The sequence below is a fragment of the Okibacterium sp. HSC-33S16 genome (assembly GCF_024171565.1).
In the GTDB taxonomy this organism is placed as follows: Bacteria; Actinomycetota; Actinomycetes; order Actinomycetales; family Microbacteriaceae; genus Mycetocola_A.
Genome location: NZ_JALJZZ010000006.1, coordinates 117884 through 136128 on the forward strand (window position 1 = coordinate 117884; position 18245 = coordinate 136128).

General features: G+C 64.6%; 17 protein-coding genes. 9 read left to right on the forward strand and 8 right to left on the reverse strand.

Annotated features, from left to right (window positions below; genetic code table 11):
- The first annotated feature begins 148 nt into the window (after positions 1 to 148).
- Complete coding sequence (locus tag L1277_RS13720) at positions 149 to 1525, forward strand: hypothetical protein (protein ID WP_253377172.1); 1377 nt, start codon at positions 149 to 151, stop codon at positions 1523 to 1525.
- Positions 1526 to 1595: 70 nt separating this feature from the next.
- Here L1277_RS13720 and L1277_RS13725 read toward each other — a convergent pair whose 3' ends face one another.
- Positions 1596 to 2429 (reverse strand): alpha/beta fold hydrolase, encoded by an 834-nt coding sequence (locus L1277_RS13725; protein ID WP_253377174.1) that lies wholly within the window; start codon positions 2427 to 2429, stop codon positions 1596 to 1598.
- Positions 2430 to 2473: 44 nt separating this feature from the next.
- On the opposite strand from L1277_RS13725, the gene L1277_RS13730 reads away from it, so the two are divergent.
- Positions 2474 to 3058, forward strand: a complete 585-nt coding sequence (locus tag L1277_RS13730; RefSeq protein ID WP_253377176.1) for a TetR/AcrR family transcriptional regulator — start codon at positions 2474 to 2476, stop codon at positions 3056 to 3058.
- A 15-nt stretch (positions 3059 to 3073) separates the two neighbouring features.
- On the opposite strand, the gene L1277_RS13735 is transcribed toward L1277_RS13730, so the two are convergent.
- From L1277_RS13735 to L1277_RS13745, 3 genes are read right to left on the reverse strand one after another with little or no spacing between them, the layout of a single operon-like run.
- Positions 3074 to 4498 carry a serine hydrolase gene (locus L1277_RS13735; protein ID WP_253377177.1) on the reverse strand — a complete coding sequence of 475 codons (1425 nt, stop codon included), beginning with the start codon at positions 4496 to 4498 and terminating at the stop codon, positions 3074 to 3076.
- A gap of 10 nt (positions 4499 to 4508) precedes the next feature.
- Positions 4509 to 5294 carry an endonuclease/exonuclease/phosphatase family protein gene (locus tag L1277_RS13740; protein WP_253377178.1) on the reverse strand — a complete coding sequence of 262 codons (786 nt, stop codon included), beginning with the start codon at positions 5292 to 5294 and terminating at the stop codon, positions 4509 to 4511.
- A gap of 52 nt (positions 5295 to 5346) precedes the next feature.
- Positions 5347 to 6357 carry a LacI family DNA-binding transcriptional regulator gene (locus tag L1277_RS13745; RefSeq protein WP_253377179.1) on the reverse strand — a complete coding sequence of 337 codons (1011 nt, stop codon included), beginning with the start codon at positions 6355 to 6357 and terminating at the stop codon, positions 5347 to 5349.
- Positions 6358 to 6585: 228 nt separating this feature from the next.
- On the opposite strand from L1277_RS13745, the gene L1277_RS13750 reads away from it, so the two are divergent.
- The 4 genes from L1277_RS13750 to L1277_RS13765 are packed head-to-tail and all read left to right on the forward strand — an operon-like array spanning position 6586 to position 11676.
- The gene (locus L1277_RS13750; RefSeq protein WP_253377180.1) at positions 6586 to 7866 is read left to right on the forward strand and encodes a sugar ABC transporter substrate-binding protein; all 1281 of its coding nucleotides are present in this window, start codon (positions 6586 to 6588) and stop codon (positions 7864 to 7866) included.
- 26 nt (positions 7867 to 7892) lie between these two features.
- On the forward strand, positions 7893 to 8852 hold the full coding sequence (locus L1277_RS13755; protein WP_253377181.1) for a carbohydrate ABC transporter permease: 960 nt from the start codon (positions 7893 to 7895) through the stop codon (positions 8850 to 8852).
- Complete coding sequence (locus L1277_RS13760) at positions 8849 to 9730, forward strand: carbohydrate ABC transporter permease (protein ID WP_253377182.1); 882 nt, start codon at positions 8849 to 8851, stop codon at positions 9728 to 9730. Before L1277_RS13755 ends, L1277_RS13760 begins: the two co-directional genes overlap by 4 nt.
- Before the next feature lie 32 nt (positions 9731 to 9762).
- Positions 9763 to 11676, forward strand: a complete 1914-nt coding sequence (locus tag L1277_RS13765; RefSeq protein ID WP_253377184.1) for a glycoside hydrolase family 127 protein — start codon at positions 9763 to 9765, stop codon at positions 11674 to 11676.
- Between the two features lie 37 nt (positions 11677 to 11713).
- Here the strand turns inward: L1277_RS13765 and L1277_RS13770 are convergent, their stop codons facing one another.
- Positions 11714 to 12355, reverse strand: a complete 642-nt coding sequence (locus tag L1277_RS13770) for a M23 family metallopeptidase (protein ID WP_253377186.1) — start codon at positions 12353 to 12355, stop codon at positions 11714 to 11716.
- A gap of 153 nt (positions 12356 to 12508) precedes the next feature.
- On the opposite strand from L1277_RS13770, the gene L1277_RS13775 reads away from it, so the two are divergent.
- Positions 12509 to 13438, forward strand: coding sequence for a pseudouridine synthase (locus L1277_RS13775; RefSeq protein WP_253377188.1), 930 nt, complete (start codon positions 12509 to 12511; stop codon positions 13436 to 13438).
- Here L1277_RS13775 and L1277_RS13780 read toward each other — a convergent pair.
- Positions 13435 to 14184 (reverse strand): SDR family oxidoreductase, encoded by a 750-nt coding sequence (locus L1277_RS13780; RefSeq protein WP_253377190.1) that lies wholly within the window; start codon positions 14182 to 14184, stop codon positions 13435 to 13437. The genes L1277_RS13775 and L1277_RS13780 overlap by 4 nt on opposite strands.
- Positions 14185 to 14498: 314 nt before the next feature.
- Between L1277_RS13780 and L1277_RS13785 the strand changes: the two genes are divergently transcribed.
- Positions 14499 to 15287 carry a VOC family protein gene (locus L1277_RS13785; RefSeq protein ID WP_253377192.1) on the forward strand — a complete coding sequence of 263 codons (789 nt, stop codon included), beginning with the start codon at positions 14499 to 14501 and terminating at the stop codon, positions 15285 to 15287.
- Positions 15288 to 15328: 41 nt separating this feature from the next.
- A complete protein-coding gene (locus tag L1277_RS13790; RefSeq protein ID WP_253377194.1) occupies positions 15329 to 16021 on the forward strand; it encodes a M23 family metallopeptidase in 693 nt (230 codons plus the stop codon).
- Between the two features lie 22 nt (positions 16022 to 16043).
- Here L1277_RS13790 and sigJ read toward each other — a convergent pair whose 3' ends face one another.
- Complete coding sequence (gene sigJ, locus L1277_RS13795; protein WP_253377404.1) at positions 16044 to 16949, reverse strand: RNA polymerase sigma factor SigJ; 906 nt, start codon at positions 16947 to 16949, stop codon at positions 16044 to 16046.
- A complete protein-coding gene (locus L1277_RS13800) occupies positions 16933 to 18159 on the reverse strand; it encodes an FAD-dependent oxidoreductase (protein WP_253377196.1) in 1227 nt (408 codons plus the stop codon). Before L1277_RS13800 ends, sigJ begins: the two co-directional genes overlap by 17 nt.
- Positions 18160 to 18245: the final 86 nt, after the last annotated feature.

Sequence of the window (18245 nt, forward strand, 5' to 3'; positions counted from 1 at the left end):
GTTCGAGATCGTCGGTGTTCAGCGACAGAGTATCGCGGCGGCCGAGCCCGTAGCGAGGGATCACCAGATCTCATGCTCGGCGGGTGATCTGCGCTGGACGTGCGTAGAGGCAGAGTGGCAGTCGACCCAGCATTGTGCGACGAAGGAAATGATGACGGATCTGGCCAGTGTCGAACTGCTTCGGCGGATTGAAGAACTTGAAGCTGAGAACTTCGCGCTTCGGGAGCACGAGAATGCGGGTCAGGCTGAATCCGATCCGACATCAGCACCGCGCACAACTCGAAGCTGGGCATGGACCGTTCTTGCAACGCTTCTCATCGTCCTGGGCGCGCTGCTCGCTCCAGTTGCGCTCGTTGCCTCATGGTCGAAGACGGTCCTCACCGACACCGATCGTTTTGTGGCTACCTATGCGCCGCTCTCCGAGAGCCCGCGCATTCGCGCATTCGTCACCGATCAGACTCTTCTTGTCATCAACGAGCAGGTCGACATTCCGCAGATCACCTCGGAGGTGATCGACGGCATCACCGAGCTCGGTACGGGTCCTCGTGCGACCGAAGCGCTGGAGCTTCTCAAGGGCCCGGCAGCGTCAGGCGTCCAATCGCTGATTGAGAATGGCGTCACGAGCTTCGTCGAGTCTGAGGCGTTTTCAAATGTCTGGGCGTCGGCACTGCGGATCAGTCATACCCAATTGATCAGAGCGATGGGGGAGAATCCGGATGCTGCGGTGCAGCTGGGCGACGATGGTTCTGTTGGCATCCAACTCGGCCCGGTCATCGAAGCGGTCAAGTCCGCACTGATCGAGCAGGGCATCGACCTTGCGAACCAGATCCCTGTGGTTGACCGCACGATCATCATCGCCCAATCGGACGCACTCGCCTCGGTGCAGCTCATCTACGGTATGACCGTCGCAGCGGGATCGTGGCTGCCGTGGGTGGCCATCCTCCTTCTCGCCGCTGGCGTGCTGGTGGCGCGCCGACGCGCAGTGGCTCTGATCTGGGCAGCGGTCGCTCTTGCACTGTCAATGATTCTGTCGCTCGCGGGATTCGCCATTGGCAATGTCGCCCTGACCTCCGCTCTCAGCCCCGCGGTGTTGCCCTCCGGGGTAACCGGGCTCCTCTACGAGACTGTTGCGGGTGATATGCGAACAACGGCCGTTGCTGTGATGGTGCTCGCTCTTGTTGTCGCACTTGTGGCGTGGCTCGCCGGACCATTCGATCTTCCGCGTCGTCTGCGGGCGTTTGCTACTGAAGCGGCCGGGGGGTTGCGCGGGGCGGCCGAGCGCAGGGGCATCACGACCGGCCGTGTGGGTGTGTGGATCTACACGAGACGGATGCTCCTGCGTGCGGCCGTTGCCATCGCCGCCGCCGGGATCGTGCTGTTTGTGCGGCCACTGACCGTCGGAGTGACGCTCTGGACCCTGGTGCTTTCCGCCGTTGCCTTGGCCATCCTCGAACTCGCCCAGCGTCCTGTCATCACCGTGCCGGCAACAGTGAACGAGAGTATTCCTATCGTCGACGTCGAGTGAGCCTTCTGGGCAGCGGGCGGGTCGTGTCACTATGTCGAACCTCATGCCACCAGCCGCTCGCGGAATCGGGTCACCGCTCGGTGTGTTCCCAGAAGTCGAGCATCGCACTCGCGAGGAGCTGAGGTTGCTCGAGGGGAATCAGGGTGCGCGCGTCCGGGATCATCGTGGTTCGTGCATCGGGAGTCTGCTTCGCCGCACGCTCGGCACCAGCGGGGGTCCAGTCGCCGCGATCGTCGGATGACACGAACAGGCTCGGAACCGCAATTTGGGGGAGGCGGTCGGTCACGTCGACACGGTTGAGGATGAACGACTGAAGTGCCCAGGCCAGACTCGAGCGGGGCGGACGGCGAATCGCGTCGAGAACGACCGAACGGATCTCGGGATCGGCCGCCGAGGCATCCGTTATCAGAGCGGTGATCATCGCGGTGCGCACCGGTCCGACCGGTCCGGCCAGGCGCAGGATCGGGCGCAGGGCGGCGATCTTTCGACGCAGTGCGTTGTCGATCGGCTCGGTCGGTGCGCTGATCGCCACGAGGCTCCGAACGACGGTTGGATCGGTGGCGAGTTCGTAACCGATGTGGCCACCGAACGCGTTGCCGACCCAGTCGACCGGCCCGCCAACGTCGAGGCCGTCGAGAGCCTCGCGGGCGGCCTCGGCGGCCTCGGTGATGGAGCTCGCCCTGCCCAGCGGTTCGCTGAGGCCAAGACCCGGCGGGTCTATGAGGATCACGCGCCGAGGAACGCTTCGGTCGCGCTGGAGGAGGGGGAGAAGTCGGTCCCAGGTGTGGCTGTCGACAAACATCGATGACCAGAGAACGGTGGGCAGGCCGGAGCCGATCGTTCTCACGTGCAGCGAGCCGAGTCGCGTTGAAACGCGGTCGGTGTGTTCCGAGAGGAGTGTCATTATTTGATGTTAGCGTCATTAACATGAAAACACGAGGGTATCGAATGTCAACGCGTGCGGATGCGGCGCATGTCACGGGCGAGCGCATCGTCGACGCCATGCTGGTGCGGCTGCGTGACACTCCGTACGAGCGCATTCGACTCGACGACGTCGCCGCTGATGCCGGTGTCACGGTTCAGACCGTGCTCCGCCGGTTCGACAACAAGCCCGGCCTGATGAATACAACGGTTGAGAGGGAGCTCGGGCGAATTATTGCCGCGCGCGAGGCGGCAGCGCGGGCGGGAGCAGCCGACACCATCCAGGCACTGGTCGCGCACTATGAAAACTACGGTGCCCTCATCCTCAAGACCTACTCCGAGGCGCCGCTCGTTCCCGGACTGCCTGAGATTGCGGCACGCGGTCGTGAGTATCACGTCGACTGGTGCCGGCGGGCTTTCGCCGATCACCTGGCCCCGGAGGTCGACGACGACACCCGACGTCGCCGCCTCGCCCAGATCGTCGCGATGTGCGATGCGACCACCTGGCGGGTCCTGCGCTTCGACGGCAGCCTTTCCCCCAACCAGGTGGAGGTCGCGCTCATCGAGCTTCTTACTCCACTTCTGCGCAGCGGCGCGCTGGCTCGGGGCTGAGCCGCACCGTCCCAATCAGAAGGTCGTAAAGGAGACGGATGCCGTCGGCTTGCGCAGCGACGCGAGCGGAGGTGCGTGCAGCGGCTCGGTTTCCCAGCGCGTGACGAATGTCGACGTCTCACTGTTGAGGGTGAAGTGCAGGCGGTGCGGTGTCTCGATGAAGATGACATCGACCGCGAGGCCGTCGGGGGTCCAGCCGGCGCTGGCCGACGTCGCGTCGGACGTGAACCAGTTATCAAACCGGGCAGGGACATCGATGTGGTCCTCATCCTCGACCAGGGTGAGGACGAGGTCGCTGCCGTTCGCTCCCGGGGCGAGATCGATCCGGGTGAGCTTCGGATAGGAATGCGGGGGCTTGTGGGTGAAGGACTGCGCTGTCACCGTACGGTCACCGGTGCTGGCGTCGACCGGTGCCAACCGCAGCGATGCAAGCTGTGCGGCCAGCGTGGCATCCGTTCCTGAATCGCCTCGAGAAACGCCATCGCCACCGATCGCGGGCAGCAGGTGCTGCCATGCGAGGTCGAGGACACCCTGCATGTCCTGGCTTTGCCCGGTCATGGCGAGGACGACGTTGTGCTCGGGCAGGATCACGCAGAACTGTCCGTATGCACCGTCGCCCCGGTAACCGTGGCGAGCCATCCAGAACTGGAATCCGTATCCCTGTTCCCAGTCGGATGTCGGATCCGACCCGTTCGCGACCTGCGGTCGGGTCGCCTCGTCCACCCAAGCGGCTGGAATGAGCTGGGTGCCCTGCCACACCCCGCGCTGGAGGTACAGCTGGCCCAGTGCGGCAATGGCTTCAGTAGGGGCATGAAGGCCGCTGAATCCGAGTTCGTGGCCGGACCCGTCTCTCATCCAGCCGACATCGACAATGCCGAGCGGATCCAGAAGGCGCGGCCTCAGGTAATCGACCAGCGACTGGCCCGATGCGCGCTGCACGATGAGTGCGGCGGTGTAGGTGCACGGCTGGTTGTACGCGAAGACGGTTCCGGGATCCTCGTCGGGTGGGAGCAGGAGGAATCCGCGAACGAGGTTCTCAGGGTCGAGATCGAGCGCGCGGTCGAGGGTCTCCTCGCGGTGGCCGCTCGCCATGGCGAGAACGTGACGCACGAGCATGGAACGGCTGCGCGGGTCGGTGATGTCGGCGTCAAACTCGGGGAAGTGGCTGAGCACGGTGTCGTCGAGGCTGAGCAGCCCCTCCTCGACCGCGAACGCCACAGCGGTGGAAGTGAAGCTCTTGCTCAGCGAGTAGAGCAGGTGCACCCGGTCGGCAGAGTACGGCGCCCACCATCCTTCGGCGAGGACTTCGCCGTTGCGGAGAAGCATGAGGCTGTGCGGTTCGATGTGCGGGGCGGCATTCAGTGCGTCAACGAACGCGGCGATGCCCGACGCGTCGACGGAGTGGGCAGACGGCGTGCTTCTCGGCAGTGAGCGATGCATGGGTCCCATGTTAGGGCGAGGAGACCCGGAGCTCGACATCGGCGATGACGGGGAAATGGTCAGACGGGAACAGGCCGCGGACGGGCGAGTCAATCGTGGAAGCTCCGGTGACGGAGATCCCCGCGCCTCGGGCGACGATATGGTCGACACGACGGTCGATCTCCTTGGTAGCTTCGAGCGGGGCGAAGGGAACGGCTGAACTGAGCGTGACGGCCCTGGGATCACCGTTTGCTCGCTCCCAGGTGTCGTCGGCGACGGCTGCGAGCGGGGCGAACTCTGCCTGGGACGCATCACAGTTGAGGTCGGCTAAGAGGAAGCGTGGGACGCTGTCGTCTGCGGCAGCCAGAAGTTCGGCCAGGCGTCGAGTCTGGGCGAGGTGGTCGTCGGCATACTCCGGCTCCCACTCCGTGCCGGCCACGAGAACGTCAAACCGACGTCCGCGCTCGTCCTCCATGCGCGCCTCGAGCGCCACCGGGGCGATCTGCCGGTGACTCACGGGCAGCGCGTGGTGTCGTGTTGAGAGAACCGGCCAGCGACTGACGAGACCGACGCCCATGCGAACGCCGTTCTGGTCGGGATGTTCTGGCGGACTCGGCACGGGCGGCAGTGAAGAGGCGGCGTAGGCCGCGTGCATTCCGAGGTGCTCAGCAAAGATCTCTGCTTGCGTGTGCTCGTCGGTTGCCCAGCACTCCTGCAGCCCCAGCACATCCGGGCAAACCTCTTTCAGCACAGCGAGGATGCGCTCCTGTCGCCCCTTCCAATCCGGGTCGAAGCGCCACAATACGTTCCAGGTCATGAGTCGCATGTGAGTCAGGATACGTTCGAGCTGTCCCAGCGTCGATGGGTGACTAGGTCGTTTCGCGTGGGACGATTCGGCAGGGGAGTGACTCGATTCCCGATCGCGAGCTACCGTCGATCGCTTCGAACAGCCGACGGGCCGCAAGGGCTCCGAGCGCCTCTAGATTGATGTCGACACTGGTGAGGTGCGGCCGGGCACCGGTTGTGAAGACCTCCCAGTTGTCATAGCCCATGACAGAGATCCGACCAGGCACGTCCCAGCCGGATTCGCGGAGTGTGTCCAACGCTCCGCGGGCGATCTGGTCGTTACCGCAGAGGATGCCGTCGACATCCGGATGTTGTTCGATCAGTCGTGCTGTCGCGGTGCGGCCCCACTGCTCGGTCCACGATCCGAACTGCGCTCCTCCGAGAAGAGAGAGACCGTGACTCGAGAGACCCTCGTCAACGCCGCGTGCCCGGTCTTGTGCCGCCGCGTAGTCCGGCTGCCCGGTGATGTGGGCAATCTTCCGACGCCCACGGGAAATCAGGAAGTCGACACAATCTTTCGCCCCCTGAACGTCGTCGGGAACGAGGGACAGATCGTTGTCGTCCGTCGACGGGGCGTACGCGTAGACCACCGGCACAGGCAGATTGCGACCCAGCGATGGGCGTGGATCCGTGCGGGATCCCACCACAATCAGTCCATCGACCCGGCGGCTCAGCAGCGCGTCGAGGTGGTACTGCTCGCGGATCGAGTCTCCCCGTGCGTCGCATAGGAAAACCGACATTTTGCCCTTGCCGAAGGCGTCTTCAGCGCCCATCAGAATCGGAAGCGAGAACCGGCCGTCAAGGTCGCCGGTGATTAGCCCGACGGTTCCGGTTTGCCCGGCGAGGAGGCCGCGTGCCAGGGCATTCGGTGTGAAGGAGATTTTCTCGGCTGCGACCAAAACGCGAGCGCGCGTGTCGGGATGCACCTGGTCGCGACCGTTGAGCGCCTTAGAGGCCGTGGCGACCGAGACCCCGGCCAAGCTGGCGACGTCACGCAGCGTCGGTCTGTTCTGCGGTTTGTCTGCGATGGTCATGGCTGAATCCCCTTGGTGATACCCAGCCCGTCGCGCTGCCCGCACCCGCGGGCGCCTTCGTCGATGAAGCTGATTGTCGTCTCTTTCGAGTGGACTCGAGACTACACGGGTTGACGCAAGTGATCTACCGGTGTTATGTTCGCCGAAAACCTTTTCGGCAAGTTTCGAGAAGGTCGCTCTGCACCGAGTTATGCCCTCATCAATGACGATTCCAGACAAGGAAGTCTTATGGCACTGAAATTCTCGCGGTCCCGCCGCACTCGTTCGCTCCCGTTAATCGGGGGGGCTATTGCCGTATCAGCGGCGCTCGCGCTCACCGGTTGCACTCCGTCCTCCTCGGGCGGAGCAGGAGACAATGGCGACAGCGACACCATCACGGTGTGGCACTACTTCAGCGATGAGAACCAGGTCAAAGTGATGACCGACTACAAAGATCTCTTCGAGAAGAACAACGACGGTGTCACCGTCGACAACGTGTTCGTTCCCTACGACCAGCTGAACTCCAAACTTATCTCTGCGGTGGGTTCGAAAACTGGGCCGGACGTTGTTGTCTTCAACGGAGCCGACGCGTCAACCCTGGCCCTCGGTGGTGCGCTCGCACCGATCACGGATCAGTGGGACGGCTTCGACGACAAGAGCGAATTCCCCGAGTCCGTCGTGCACTCACTTGAGGGCGACGTCTACGCAGCACAGGGCTACGTCAACCTGCTCGGGCTCTGGTACAACAAGGACATCCTCGACGAAGCGGGCGTGCAACCGCCCACAACGATGGACGAGCTGAATTCGGCCCTCGACGCCGTCACGGCCGCAGGCAAGGGCGGCATCACGCTCTCCGGGCTGCCCCAGTCGCAGGGTGAATGGCAGGCATACCCATGGCTGTCCAGCTTCGGTTTCAACTACGACGACCCGCAGGCTGCCCCGCTCGAGGAGGCCTTCGCCGCCATTCAGGACTGGACCGCATCGGGAGCACTCACCCGTGAATCCGTGACCTGGGACCAGACGGTTCCGTTCCAGACGTGGGCCGCCGGAAACGTTGCCTTCGCCGAAAACGGCAACTGGCAGATCGGGACTGCGCGCAGCGATGCCAAGTTCAACTACGGTGTCGTGCCGCTCCCGGTCGGTGAAGATGGTCAGGTCTACCTCGGTGGTGAGGGACAGGGCATCGGTGCGTTCAGTAAGAACCCCGAACTCGCTTGGAAATACCTCGAGGAAACCTACTTCAGCGCAGAGGGCCAGGCCATCGCGCTCAAGGATGTCGGCAGCATTCCCAGCCGCGGCGACGCAGCATCCGCTCCGGAAGTAACCGACGACCCCATCCTCAAGGCCTTCGCCCAGTCACTCGCTGACAACGGAGCGAACTACCCGGCTCCGGCCGTTCCTGCCGAGGCCGTTGCCGACCAGCAGCTCGCCGTAGGACAGGTCTGGAGCGCCGTGATCGGTGGCCAGATGACGCCGAAGGATGCGGCAGCCAAGCTGATCGCAGACCTCGAGCCACTGCTCGCCAAGTAATCCCACACGAGAAAGGAGGAAGACCCATGTCAGCAGATCTGACGGCCGCGCGGCCGTCCCGGCGGTTGTCCGCATCACCGGGGCACACCCGCCGGTTCCCACGACGCCGCTCCCTGTCGCGGCGAGGCAAGCTCCTGTTTGCCCTCCCGGCCGGGGTCTTCCTCCTCATCTTCTCGTTCTTCCCGCTCGCCCAACTGGGGCGAATGAGTGTAAGCGACGTCTCGGCGCGCACCCTCAACTCGCCGTGGGAGTTCGTCGGCGCCGACAACTTCGTCGGGAGCGCCACCCAGGGTTCGCTCGTGCCGGCATTCGGCAACACGGTTGTTTTCGTGCTTATCGTCACGGTGATCGGACTCATCGGGGGTCTGGCTGCCGCTATCCTGCTCAGCACGAGCACATGGCTCTCCGCCTTCGTCCTCGGCCTGATGGTGTTCATCTGGGCACTGCCACCGGTCGTCAACGGAAGCGTCTGGAAGTTCCTGCTCGGAGACGCCGGCCTGATCAACTCGATCATCACGGGAATCGGCCTCTCACCGACCGCCGTTCCATTCCTCTACGACGAGCGCTTCGCCCTGCTCTCGGTCGCCATCGTCAACTCCTGGGCTGTCGTCCCGTTCAACGCCCTGGTCTTCCGCGCCGCAATCCTCGGTATCCCCGGCGAAACCTTCGAGGCCGCACGCATCGACGGAGCCAACCGTTGGCAAGAGATCTGGCACATGATCGTGCCGGCCGTTCGACCCACGACGCTCGTTCTCGCGGTCCTCACCATCGTCTACGCCTTCCGATCGTTCGACTTCATCTTCGTAATGACTTACGGCGGTCCCGGTGTCGCCACAAACACCCTTCCGTTCCTCAGCTACTTGCAGGCGTTCGTTCGTTTCGACTTCGGCATGGGAGCGGCGACCGCCGTCATCTCCGTGTTGCTTGTCCTCGTTCTCGCCGTGATTTACGCGCGCAGTGTGCGTTCAGAGGAGGCTCACTCATGAGTATCGTTATTCCCCGAGCGGATGCCACTGCGTCAGCACCGTCCTCACCGCAGCCTCGCCGTAAGAAGCGTTTCGAACCCGTCGCCGGACCGCTGCGCGTTGTCCTGCTGCTGATTTATGCGGTGCCGATTCTCTTCATCGTTCTCACCTCGCTCAAGCAACCCGGCGACGTGATCTCGTCGCAGTCTTCGTTCCTCTTCACACCGACGCTCGACGCGTACACCAACGTCCTGTCCACCTCGGGTCTCTTTGTCGCCATGCAGCAGTCGCTCGTCATCGCGGCTGGAACCACGGCGCTCACCCTACTGGTGGCGATACCGGCCGGATACGGCCTGGCCCGAGTCGATTCGCGCATCACGACGATCGGTCTCGGTCTTCTGATCGTGCTGCAGATGGTTCCGCAGACGGCGAACGTCATCCCGCTTTACCAGATCTTCGGTGCGTGGGGTTTGCTCGACCAGAACGCCGGCGTCATCATCGCCGACACCGCGCTGCTCATCCCGTTCGCCACGCTGCTGCTTCGGCCGTTCTTTCGCGCGGTGCCCGAGGCGCTCGAGGAGGCCGCCTCCATCGATGGTGCGAGCATTCCGCGCACCTTCTGGTCGATCATGCTTCCCATCGCCCGCAACGGAGTGGCCACAACGGGCACCCTCGTGTTTTTACTCTCCTGGGGCGAGTTCCTCTACGCGGTCAACTTCTTCCTCTCGCCGGGCAATTACCCGCTGAGTGCCCTGCTCGCGCAGCAGGTGTCTGCGTTTGGAATCAACTGGCCCGGACTGATGGCCCTCGGCGTCATCACCTCCATCCCTATCCTCATCCTCTTTACGTTCACCTACCGGCTGTTGCGCGAAGGCCTCACCCTCGGCGCCGTCAAGTGAACACCGTCGTTTCTCACACACCTGGAGTATCCATGCTGACCGAAACCACCTCCGCTGCCGTTCCCGTGAACCCCTCCCGCGGCACCCTGCGACCACTCTCGTTGTCACAGGTGAGTATCGACAGCGGCTTCTGGGCTGACAAACAACAGCTCAATGCCTCCGCGATCATCGACCACTGCGAATACTGGATGGAAAAAGTCGGTTGGATCGGCAACTTCGACGCTGCTGTCGAGGGGCGCCTTCCCGCTGACCGAACCGGCCGGGAGTTCTCCGACTCGGACGTCTACAAACTGCTCGAAGCCATGGCCTGGGAGATCGGGCGCACGGGCGACTCCCGGCTCGATGAGCGTTTCCGTGCCCTCGTCGCTCGCATCGCGCCCGTGCAGGAAGAAGACGGCTACCTCAACACGATGTTTGGGCGCCCCGGGCAGGAGCCGCGATACTCCGACCTGCAGTGGGGACACGAGCTGTACTGCTACGGCCACCTACTGCAGGCCGCCGTGGCGCGCGGCCGCACGGTCGGAGCCGACGACGAGTTCGTGCAGCTCGCCCGTCGAGCGGCCGATCACGTCTGTGACGTCTTTGGTGAGGGTGGCATCGAATCGGTGTGTGGTCACCCCGAGGTGGAAATGGCTCTCGTCGAGTTCGGCCGATTCACGGGAGAGACCCGCTATCTCAACCAGGCCCGGCTCTTCATCAACCGCCGTGGCACCGGGACGCTGGGTGATATTGAACTCGGTCGGAGCTACTTCCAGGACGACACCCCGGTGCGGGACGCCGAGGTGTTGCGTGGTCACGCCGTTCGCGCCGTCTACCTCGCGGCCGGTGCCGTTGACGTGGCCGTTGAGGATGACGAATCCGAGCTTCTCGATGCCGTTGTGAACCAGCTAGACCGCACGGTCGCCCGACGCACCTACATCACAGGGGGCATGGGTGCGCACCACGAGGGTGAGTCGTTCGGTATGGACTTCGAGTTGCCGAGCGATCGCGCCTACTCCGAAACCTGCGCCGGTGTCGGCTCGGTCATGCTCAACCACCGGTTGCTGCTCGCCACCGGAGAGGAGCGATACGCCGACCTGATCGAACGCACCCTGTTTAACGTGGTCGCCACGTCACCCGCCGCCGACGGCAAGGCGTTTTACTACACCAACACGCTGCACCAGCGGGAGCCCGGTTCCACTCCGCCCGAAGACGAACCGAGCCCGAGAGCCTCGTCGAGCCTTCGTGCCCCGTGGTTCGAGGTGTCGTGCTGCCCAACCAACGTGGCCCGCACCCTCGCGACCCTCGGAGCATACGTCGCCTCGTCGACGCCCGATGGCCTGCAGGTTCACCAGTACGCCGCCGGAACCATATCCGCCGACATCGACGGCGGAACCGTGGCCGTGCGCGTCGAAACGGAATACCCGACGGACGGCGTCATTCGTATTGTTGTGACCGAGACGATCGACAGTGACTGGGAACTCGCACTACGCATCCCGGGCTGGGCAGCGGATGGCGCGACGTTGCAGGACGGAGACGACGTGCGGGAGCTTGCTCCCGGTTCCGCAACTGCACGCCGCGCCTTTGCGGTCGGTGACGAACTCGTTCTCACCCTGCCTGTCACGGCGCGCTGGACCACCCCCGACCCCCGCATCGACGCCTTGCGCGGCCAGCGTGCGGTCGAGCGCGGTCCGGTTGTGTTGTGCGCCGAGTCGACCGATGTTGCGTTCACCGACGACGTCGATGAGCTCCGCATCACGGGCGAGCTTTCCGAGCAGGGGGGAGAGGTGACTGTCGGCGTGCACAGAATGGTCGCGCCCGAGCACACCTGGCCCTACGGGGTGGAGGATGCGGAGATTGCGGGTGAGACCCACAGCATCCGTTTGATTCCATATTCATCGTGGGCGAACCGCGGTCCGTCGACGATGCGCATCTGGCTGCCGCTCGAGGATGACGTTCGGGCCTAACACGGTACCGAGGGAGGTCACGGTGGGGCGATGGCCGCTACAGCGTGACCCCGCGGAACGCCAGGAAGGGCTTGGGGTCGATGTACGCACCGGTACGGATCTTGAGGTCGAGGTGGCAGCCGGTGGCAACACCGGTCATGCCGACTTTACCGATGATGGTTCCGGCCTTGACCAGCTGGCCAACGCTGACCCGGTATGAGCCCGTCTGCATGTGGCCGTAGATTGACTCGAGTCCGCTGCCGTGGTCGATGATCACGCGCTCGCCAAAACTGCCCGCGTTACTGGCTGAGGTGACCCGTCCCGGTGAAATGGCTTTGATATCGGTACCGCACGGCGAGCCGAGGTCGATACCGTCGTGGGTCGTGTTTGAGCAGCCCGCCGGGGTGCAGATCACCGGTCGCGGCCCGAAGACGGAGGTGACCTTGCCCGGGACGGGCCGAACCCACGGTGCATCCGCGTCGTGCATGTAGTTGCCGCCGCGGCTGGGCGGGCCCGCGTTGAGCTGCGAGTCATCGACGGCTGCGACGGCGGGAGCCGCAACGGCAGCCGGTGAGGTGCGCGGGTTTGCGAGAACGAGCGGTGTCATCGCCACGGCGAGGGCCACACCCAGCGCGATGATCGATCGGCGACGGAAACGGGTGATCTTCTCGCTGCGCGAGTGCGTGACCGAATCGCTCATTGTGCTCCTGTGCTCGACGGCAGGCAAGCGCTGTCGCGCACCCCCCAAAGGTGTTCGGTCCCACGATATCGGTGTCTGGCGCGATTCTGCGAGAACCGGCTCGTCGTGCCGTCGCCTCAGTGCGAGACCCGGAACCGGGGATACGATCGAAGGATGCCTCCACGCTCACCATTACCGCAGCGCCACGGGCTCGACCCGGCGTGGATGCGCACACCGGATTTCGATCGGCAGCGGCCGACGCCGTGGCCCACGATGGGTGCGTGGTTGGACGAGCGTCTTTCTGAATTCATCGACGTGCCCGAGTTTCTGGGCGCGGGCAGATTCGTCTATGCATCGGGAGAAGCGGTGGCCGAGTCGGACCTGTACCGGCCGCACACGTTCGTCTGGTTCCACCGGGATCTGCGGGAGGAAGCATCCGTACCGGGGAAAATTTCGATCGTGCATCGCGACGAACGCATCGTCGTGATCGACAAGCCGCCGTTTCTCTCCACCATTCCCCGCGGGCGACATGTGAAGCAGAGTGTGGTGGTGCGGCTGCGAGCCGAACTGGGGCTGCCGGAACTGTCGCCGCTTCATCGACTGGACCGGGTGACATCCGGTCTTCTGATTCTGGCGACCGAGAGAAAATGGCGAGCGCCGTACCAAACCCTGTTTCAGCGCGGCGAGGTCGGCAAGGTGTATCGCGCGCTCGCGGCCTACCGGCCTGAGCTTGAGCTGCCGGTCACGGTGACAAACCACCTGGCGAAGCGCCGCGGGCACCTGCAGGCCGAGGTGGTGGAGGGGAGGCCAGCCAACGCAGAGTCGCGGGTGGAACTGGAGACCGTGCTCGATGAGTCGCGTGCGGTGTACCGGCTGACGCCGCGCACCGGGCGCACACATCAGTTGCGGATGCACATGTGGGGTCTGGGCGTGCCGATTGCGGACGACCCGCTTTATCCCGAGGTGCGGGACGTGTCGGTCGACGACTTTGACCACCCGCTGCAGTTGCTGGCGAGCGAACTGAGGTTCACTGACCCGGTGGACGGGCAGAGTCGTCGTTTTGAGGCGGTGCGGTCGCTGCCGTTGTGCGGGGAGTCGGACTAGATCGAGAACCCGCCGTCGGCGGTCAGTAGCTGCCCGGATATCCATCGGCCATCGGGCGAGACGAGAAAGCGAACAACCTTCGCGATGTCGTCGGGTGTGCCGAGCCGGCCGGTCGGCTGGCGTGCGATCCCCGATGCGCGAATGTCATCGTTCATCCAGCCGGTGTCGACCGGGCCCGGGTTGAGGACATTCGACGAAATGCCACGGTCGCCCAGCTCACCCGCCGCTGCGATGACGATGCGGTCGAGTGCCCCCTTGCTCGCGCCGTAGGGCATGTTATGCACGACGTGGTCACTCGTCAGGGCGACAATCGATCCGCCGTCGGGCGGAACCTGGAGCGCGAAGGCACGGATGAGCAGCCAGGCGGCCCGGGCGTTGACAGCGAAGTGGCGGTCGAAACTTTCCACCGAGGTGTCGAGAATGCTCGAGTCCACCGACTCGGAGTGTGAGAGGACCAGGGCGGAGACGGGACCCAGTTCGGATTTCGCGCGGCTCAAGATGTGTGCGGGCGCGTCAGGGGCGGTGAGGTCGGCTTCGATCGGGAGCACTCGCCGGCCGGTCGCTTCAATCTCGGCTGCGATGTCGGCTGGGTCGTCGGCGCTGCCGCCGAGGGACATGCGCTCCTCGTACGGCGTCCAGTAGTTGAATGCGATATCCCACCCGTCATGGGCAAGGGTCAGCGCGATCGCCCGGGCGATGCCATTCTTGCGCCCGACGCCCGTGACGCAGGCCACTGGAGACGGCACGTCAGGCTCGTCTCGACCGGCGTAGCACTACGGCGGTCACACCACTCAGCCACGCCACCTGCGACAGAGTGAAACGGGGCCGGTTGGTGGCGGGGTGGTCATCGTGCGTCATGCAGCCAACGTATCGTGTGACGATTGCTCCTCGATACTTCTCCAGGGGCGGGATGTGCCGTGAGAGATCACGTGCTCTGGACCGCCACGGGCCACCGCGCCTAAACTGCTCCGAAGGACTGGCAGAGCGACGACAGTGCAGGCCGCAACGGCGCTGGCCACGTGTGACAGCCGGTCCCGCCCGCAATCGAAGAGAAGATCCCATGATTCCGCGCCTGTCGATCGCACTTTTTCGCTACACCGATGATGTGCCGGCGATGATCGAATTCCTGACGGTGCTTGGGCTGCGGCCGCCCGCAATCTCCGAGCGCACCGAGCGCCTCGGCCACTCCACCTACCCTCCGCTGGCAGGGCAGTCCACCCGGTACGTGTTGCGCGCGACGACGCGAGCCGCAGAAGTGGGACGGACCAGCCTGGGCCTCGGAACAGATGACCTCGACGGCACCGTCGAGGCTCTCCGTACGTCAGGCGGGACCATCGCGTCGTGGGACACAGCGTTCGGGCGCTCAGGACGTGTGGAGACGACACGCGGGCCTCTGCGGATCGACGACATCTCTTCGCCCAGCGACCTCGACGGCTCCCACACTGACACTGAGCGCCCTGAGCGCCCTGAGCGCACCGAGCACGTCGACGTGTTGCCCGTTCTGTTTTCCTCGACCGTCGCGACGGACCGAGACGTGCTTACCGCGCTCAGCTTCACGCTGGATGACGAACGTGAGGGTGCAGAACTGTGGGAAGCGCCTGCCGGTGGGAGGCTCCTGCTTCATCGCGCACACGGCGATCGAGTCGACCAGAACGACTGGACAGTAGCCCCCGGAATCCACAGCGACGTCAACCCCGACGCGCTCGTACATCGCCTCAGCCGAATCGGATACACCGACGCCCGCCTCACCGAGGGTGCGGTCCACGTGACCGACCCCGACGGTCAGCACGTCGAAGTGCACCCGATGCCGTCCGCATCGTCGCCAGTGCCATCGCCGTCGAGCGGTTGAGCCGGGTACCCGAAATAGCCCTCACCTTGACGGCTTCGATGATGGCTCAGCAGACAGAGGAACCGGGACAAAGCCTCGTTCTCGAGCTCCCGTTCACCGGGCGCTGGCTCGTGCAGAACAGTCCGGCTCGACGGGTACCCAGCCACGGCACGGACCTGCTGGGCGGGCGGTATGCAATCGATTTCGTCGGGGTGACGAGCCGCAGGCGAACAAGTGACGTGCCGTCCTGGCAGAGTGCATTCGGTGTGGAACCGCCTGAGCGTTTGGTCTCGTTTGGCCGGTCCATCCTCTCGCCCTGTGCCGGCGTCGTTGTCGAGGTGCATGACGGCGAGCCGGATCATGTGGCTCGACGATCACCCCTTGCCGCCCTGCCATACCTACTCGCTCAGCGCGCCCGACTGGCGCAGGGAGTTGCGGCGGTCGCGGGCAACTTTGTCCTCATTCAGCTCTCCCAACCCGACACTTTCGTCGCGCTCGTGCACCTTCGACAACACTCGATCCGCGTTCGAGAAGGCGACCGGATTGCGACGGGGCAGCGCCTGGCCGAGTGCGGAAACTCCGGCAACTCAACCCAGCCGCACTTGCACCTGCAGGCAATGAGCAGTCGAGACCTGTCCGTGGCCTACGGGCTCCCCATCGTGTTCCGGCGCTACCGCGAACAACGGTCACGGTCCAGCGCGTTCCAGCCGCGCGCATTCAGCATTCCGGCGGAGGGTTCCGTCATTGAGCCGTGATGACGTGACGAGGGCAGAACGCTCACACCAGCGGTACGGACGGCACCGTGAGCTTCTCCGGATTGACCACGAAAGCGATTTCCGTCACCATGTCGTTCGCGATAGCGAGGTCAACCACGCCGATTATCGTGTTCCCGTCGCGAAGCACAACGCCGGTTCGACCATTCACCGGCTCGAGCGACGGCACGACGGTGACCCCGCGTTTCTGCTGCTGGGCCAAGACGCCGAGCAGGTAGGTCGCCACGGTCTCTGCGCCATCCAGGACCCGGCGCGCGGCATGAACGTGCTCGCCACCGTCGGCACGCGACAAGACGTTCGGGTCGAGAACGGCAGCGAGTGCGTGCAGGTCGCCGTCTGAACAGGCGCGGGCGAACGCCTCGACCACCGCATCGCGATCGGGCCCGTTCACCGCAAACCGTGGACGCGACCGCAGGTTTCGGCGCGCTGTCGTCGCCAACTGGCGACAGGCATCCGCTGTTCTGTCCATAATGAGTGCGATTTCGCTGAACGGCAGCGCGAAAACATCGTGCAGGATCAGGCTGACGCGTTCGGGCGGGGTGAGTTGCTCCATTGCGACCAGAAGTGCGAGCGAAATGGATTCGTCGATGCTGACCGATTCGAGAGGGTCGACGGATGCTGTCGCGTGCGTTACCGAGATCGCCTCGCCGATCAGCGGCTCGGGAAGCCAGATGCCGACGTAACTCTCGCGCCGGGATCGGGCCGATTTCAGGTCGTCGAGGCAGATGCGACTGATCACGCGGGTGAGCCAGGCGGCGGGTTCGCGGATCGACGCGCGCTCGTCGGAGCTGAGGCGCTGCCAGCGTTCGAAGCCCTCCTGCAGCGCGTCTTCTGCGTCGTGCACCGAGCCCAGGAGCCGGTAGGCCACTCCAAACAGGTGTCGGTAAGCGGAGCTACCTAATTCGAACATCACCGTGCCATTGTGGCGCAGGATGGGGAACCTGGCGTCGTTGTGGGCCGCGCGGCGACCAGTATGCGCCCGGTGTCAACTGCTCCTTACGTGTTCTGTTTACGGTCATGCGGCAGATCGCCTCTTTGACGAGGGCGGCGAACCGACCCCCGAGTGCGAGCGGTCGTGGCGAATCGTCGGCCCTGACCACTTGGATGTACCCGTGTGTGCGGCCGAGGCTGATGCACTGGAAGAGGAAGCCGACCGAGACGACCGGCGGCGTTTCGCCGCGCAGAGTCGAGAGCACGGTGTGAGCGGCGGCGCCGCCGAGGGGGAGTGCCATGGCGCAACCCATCCGAACGTGCGCTCCCACCGAGTCCGGCAGCCTCACCGCATCGCCCGCGCCGATGATGTCGGGGCTGTCGATGCTCTGCAGGTGCTCGTCGACGAGGAGGCGGCCGGCGCCATCGACCGAGAGTCCGCTGGTGCGAGCGAGCTCGGGCACCGAGAACGACGCGGTCCAGAGGCACACATCAAATGGCACCTCTTCGCCGGTGTCGAGCACGGCGCCCGTGGCGGTCACCTGCTCGACCCGGCAGTTCTCGCGCACCGAGACGCCGATCGTCGTCAACCTTCGACGGATCGAGCGCTGTGCGGCGGGTCGCATGCTCCCGAGCAGCGCACCCGACGAGAGCAGCGTCACGCTCGCATCCGGGTTCTGTTCGGCAACTTCGCTCGCCGTCTCCACTCCGGTGAACCCGCCGCCGACGACGACGACACGCGCTCCGGCGCCCGCTGAGACGATCGCCCGGTGGGCCGCTGTTGCCTCGGCGGCGTCCGCGATGCCGAGTGCGAACTCTGCGACTCCCGGCACGCTCCGATCCGGGCCACTGCCCACCGCGTACACGAGGCGGTCGTACGGCATCGCGGTCACCGAGCCGTCGGTTTCAACATCGACGAGGTGCCTGTGAGCGTCCACTCGAACGGCTCGACCCAATTGCAACTCGACATCAGGGTGCACCAGGCCGGACATCGCAATTCCGGCATCCGCGCGGGAGCCGGCCGCCACCTCGTGCAGCCGGATCCGTTCCACAAAGGTTGAGGTCAGGGTGACGAGCACAATCCGGGTTCGCGTCATCTCGTCCGGGCCAAGTGACGACCGCAACCGATTCGCGCACAACACGCCGGCGTACCCGCCCCCAACGATGACAACGACCCGTTCATTTCCCACAGCGCTTCTCCTTCGACATTCCGATCCTGCACTACTGACGATTCACGACGCGCAAACGTGAGGGCGCTCAATGAACCGTCTCAGTC

What these genes read in the sequence shown, in the direction of transcription:
- L1277_RS13750 (WP_253377180.1), top strand. Translation starts at nt 6,586, where the DNA reads ATGGCACTGAAATTCTCGCGGTCCCGCCGCACTCGTTCGCTCCCGTTA.
- L1277_RS13730 (WP_253377176.1), top strand. Translation starts at nt 2,474, where the DNA reads ATGTCAACGCGTGCGGATGCGGCGCATGTCACGGGCGAGCGCATCGTC.
- L1277_RS13720 (WP_253377172.1), top strand. Translation starts at nt 149, where the DNA reads ATGATGACGGATCTGGCCAGTGTCGAACTGCTTCGGCGGATTGAAGAA.
- L1277_RS13770 (WP_253377186.1), bottom strand. Translation starts at nt 12,355, where the DNA reads ATGAGCGATTCGGTCACGCACTCGCGCAGCGAGAAGATCACCCGTTTC.
- L1277_RS13765 (WP_253377184.1), top strand. Translation starts at nt 9,763, where the DNA reads ATGCTGACCGAAACCACCTCCGCTGCCGTTCCCGTGAACCCCTCCCGC.
- L1277_RS13735 (WP_253377177.1), bottom strand. Translation starts at nt 4,498, where the DNA reads ATGCATCGCTCACTGCCGAGAAGCACGCCGTCTGCCCACTCCGTCGAC.
- L1277_RS13740 (WP_253377178.1), bottom strand. Translation starts at nt 5,294, where the DNA reads ATGACCTGGAACGTATTGTGGCGCTTCGACCCGGATTGGAAGGGGCGA.
- L1277_RS13745 (WP_253377179.1), bottom strand. Translation starts at nt 6,357, where the DNA reads ATGACCATCGCAGACAAACCGCAGAACAGACCGACGCTGCGTGACGTC.
- L1277_RS13775 (WP_253377188.1), top strand. Translation starts at nt 12,509, where the DNA reads ATGCCTCCACGCTCACCATTACCGCAGCGCCACGGGCTCGACCCGGCG.
- L1277_RS13725 (WP_253377174.1), bottom strand. Translation starts at nt 2,429, where the DNA reads ATGACACTCCTCTCGGAACACACCGACCGCGTTTCAACGCGACTCGGC.
- sigJ (WP_253377404.1), bottom strand. Translation starts at nt 16,949, where the DNA reads ATGTTCGAATTAGGTAGCTCCGCTTACCGACACCTGTTTGGAGTGGCC.
- L1277_RS13760 (WP_253377182.1), top strand. Translation starts at nt 8,849, where the DNA reads ATGAGTATCGTTATTCCCCGAGCGGATGCCACTGCGTCAGCACCGTCC.
- L1277_RS13785 (WP_253377192.1), top strand. Translation starts at nt 14,499, where the DNA reads ATGATTCCGCGCCTGTCGATCGCACTTTTTCGCTACACCGATGATGTG.
- L1277_RS13790 (WP_253377194.1), top strand. Translation starts at nt 15,329, where the DNA reads ATGGCTCAGCAGACAGAGGAACCGGGACAAAGCCTCGTTCTCGAGCTC.
- L1277_RS13755 (WP_253377181.1), top strand. Translation starts at nt 7,893, where the DNA reads ATGTCAGCAGATCTGACGGCCGCGCGGCCGTCCCGGCGGTTGTCCGCA.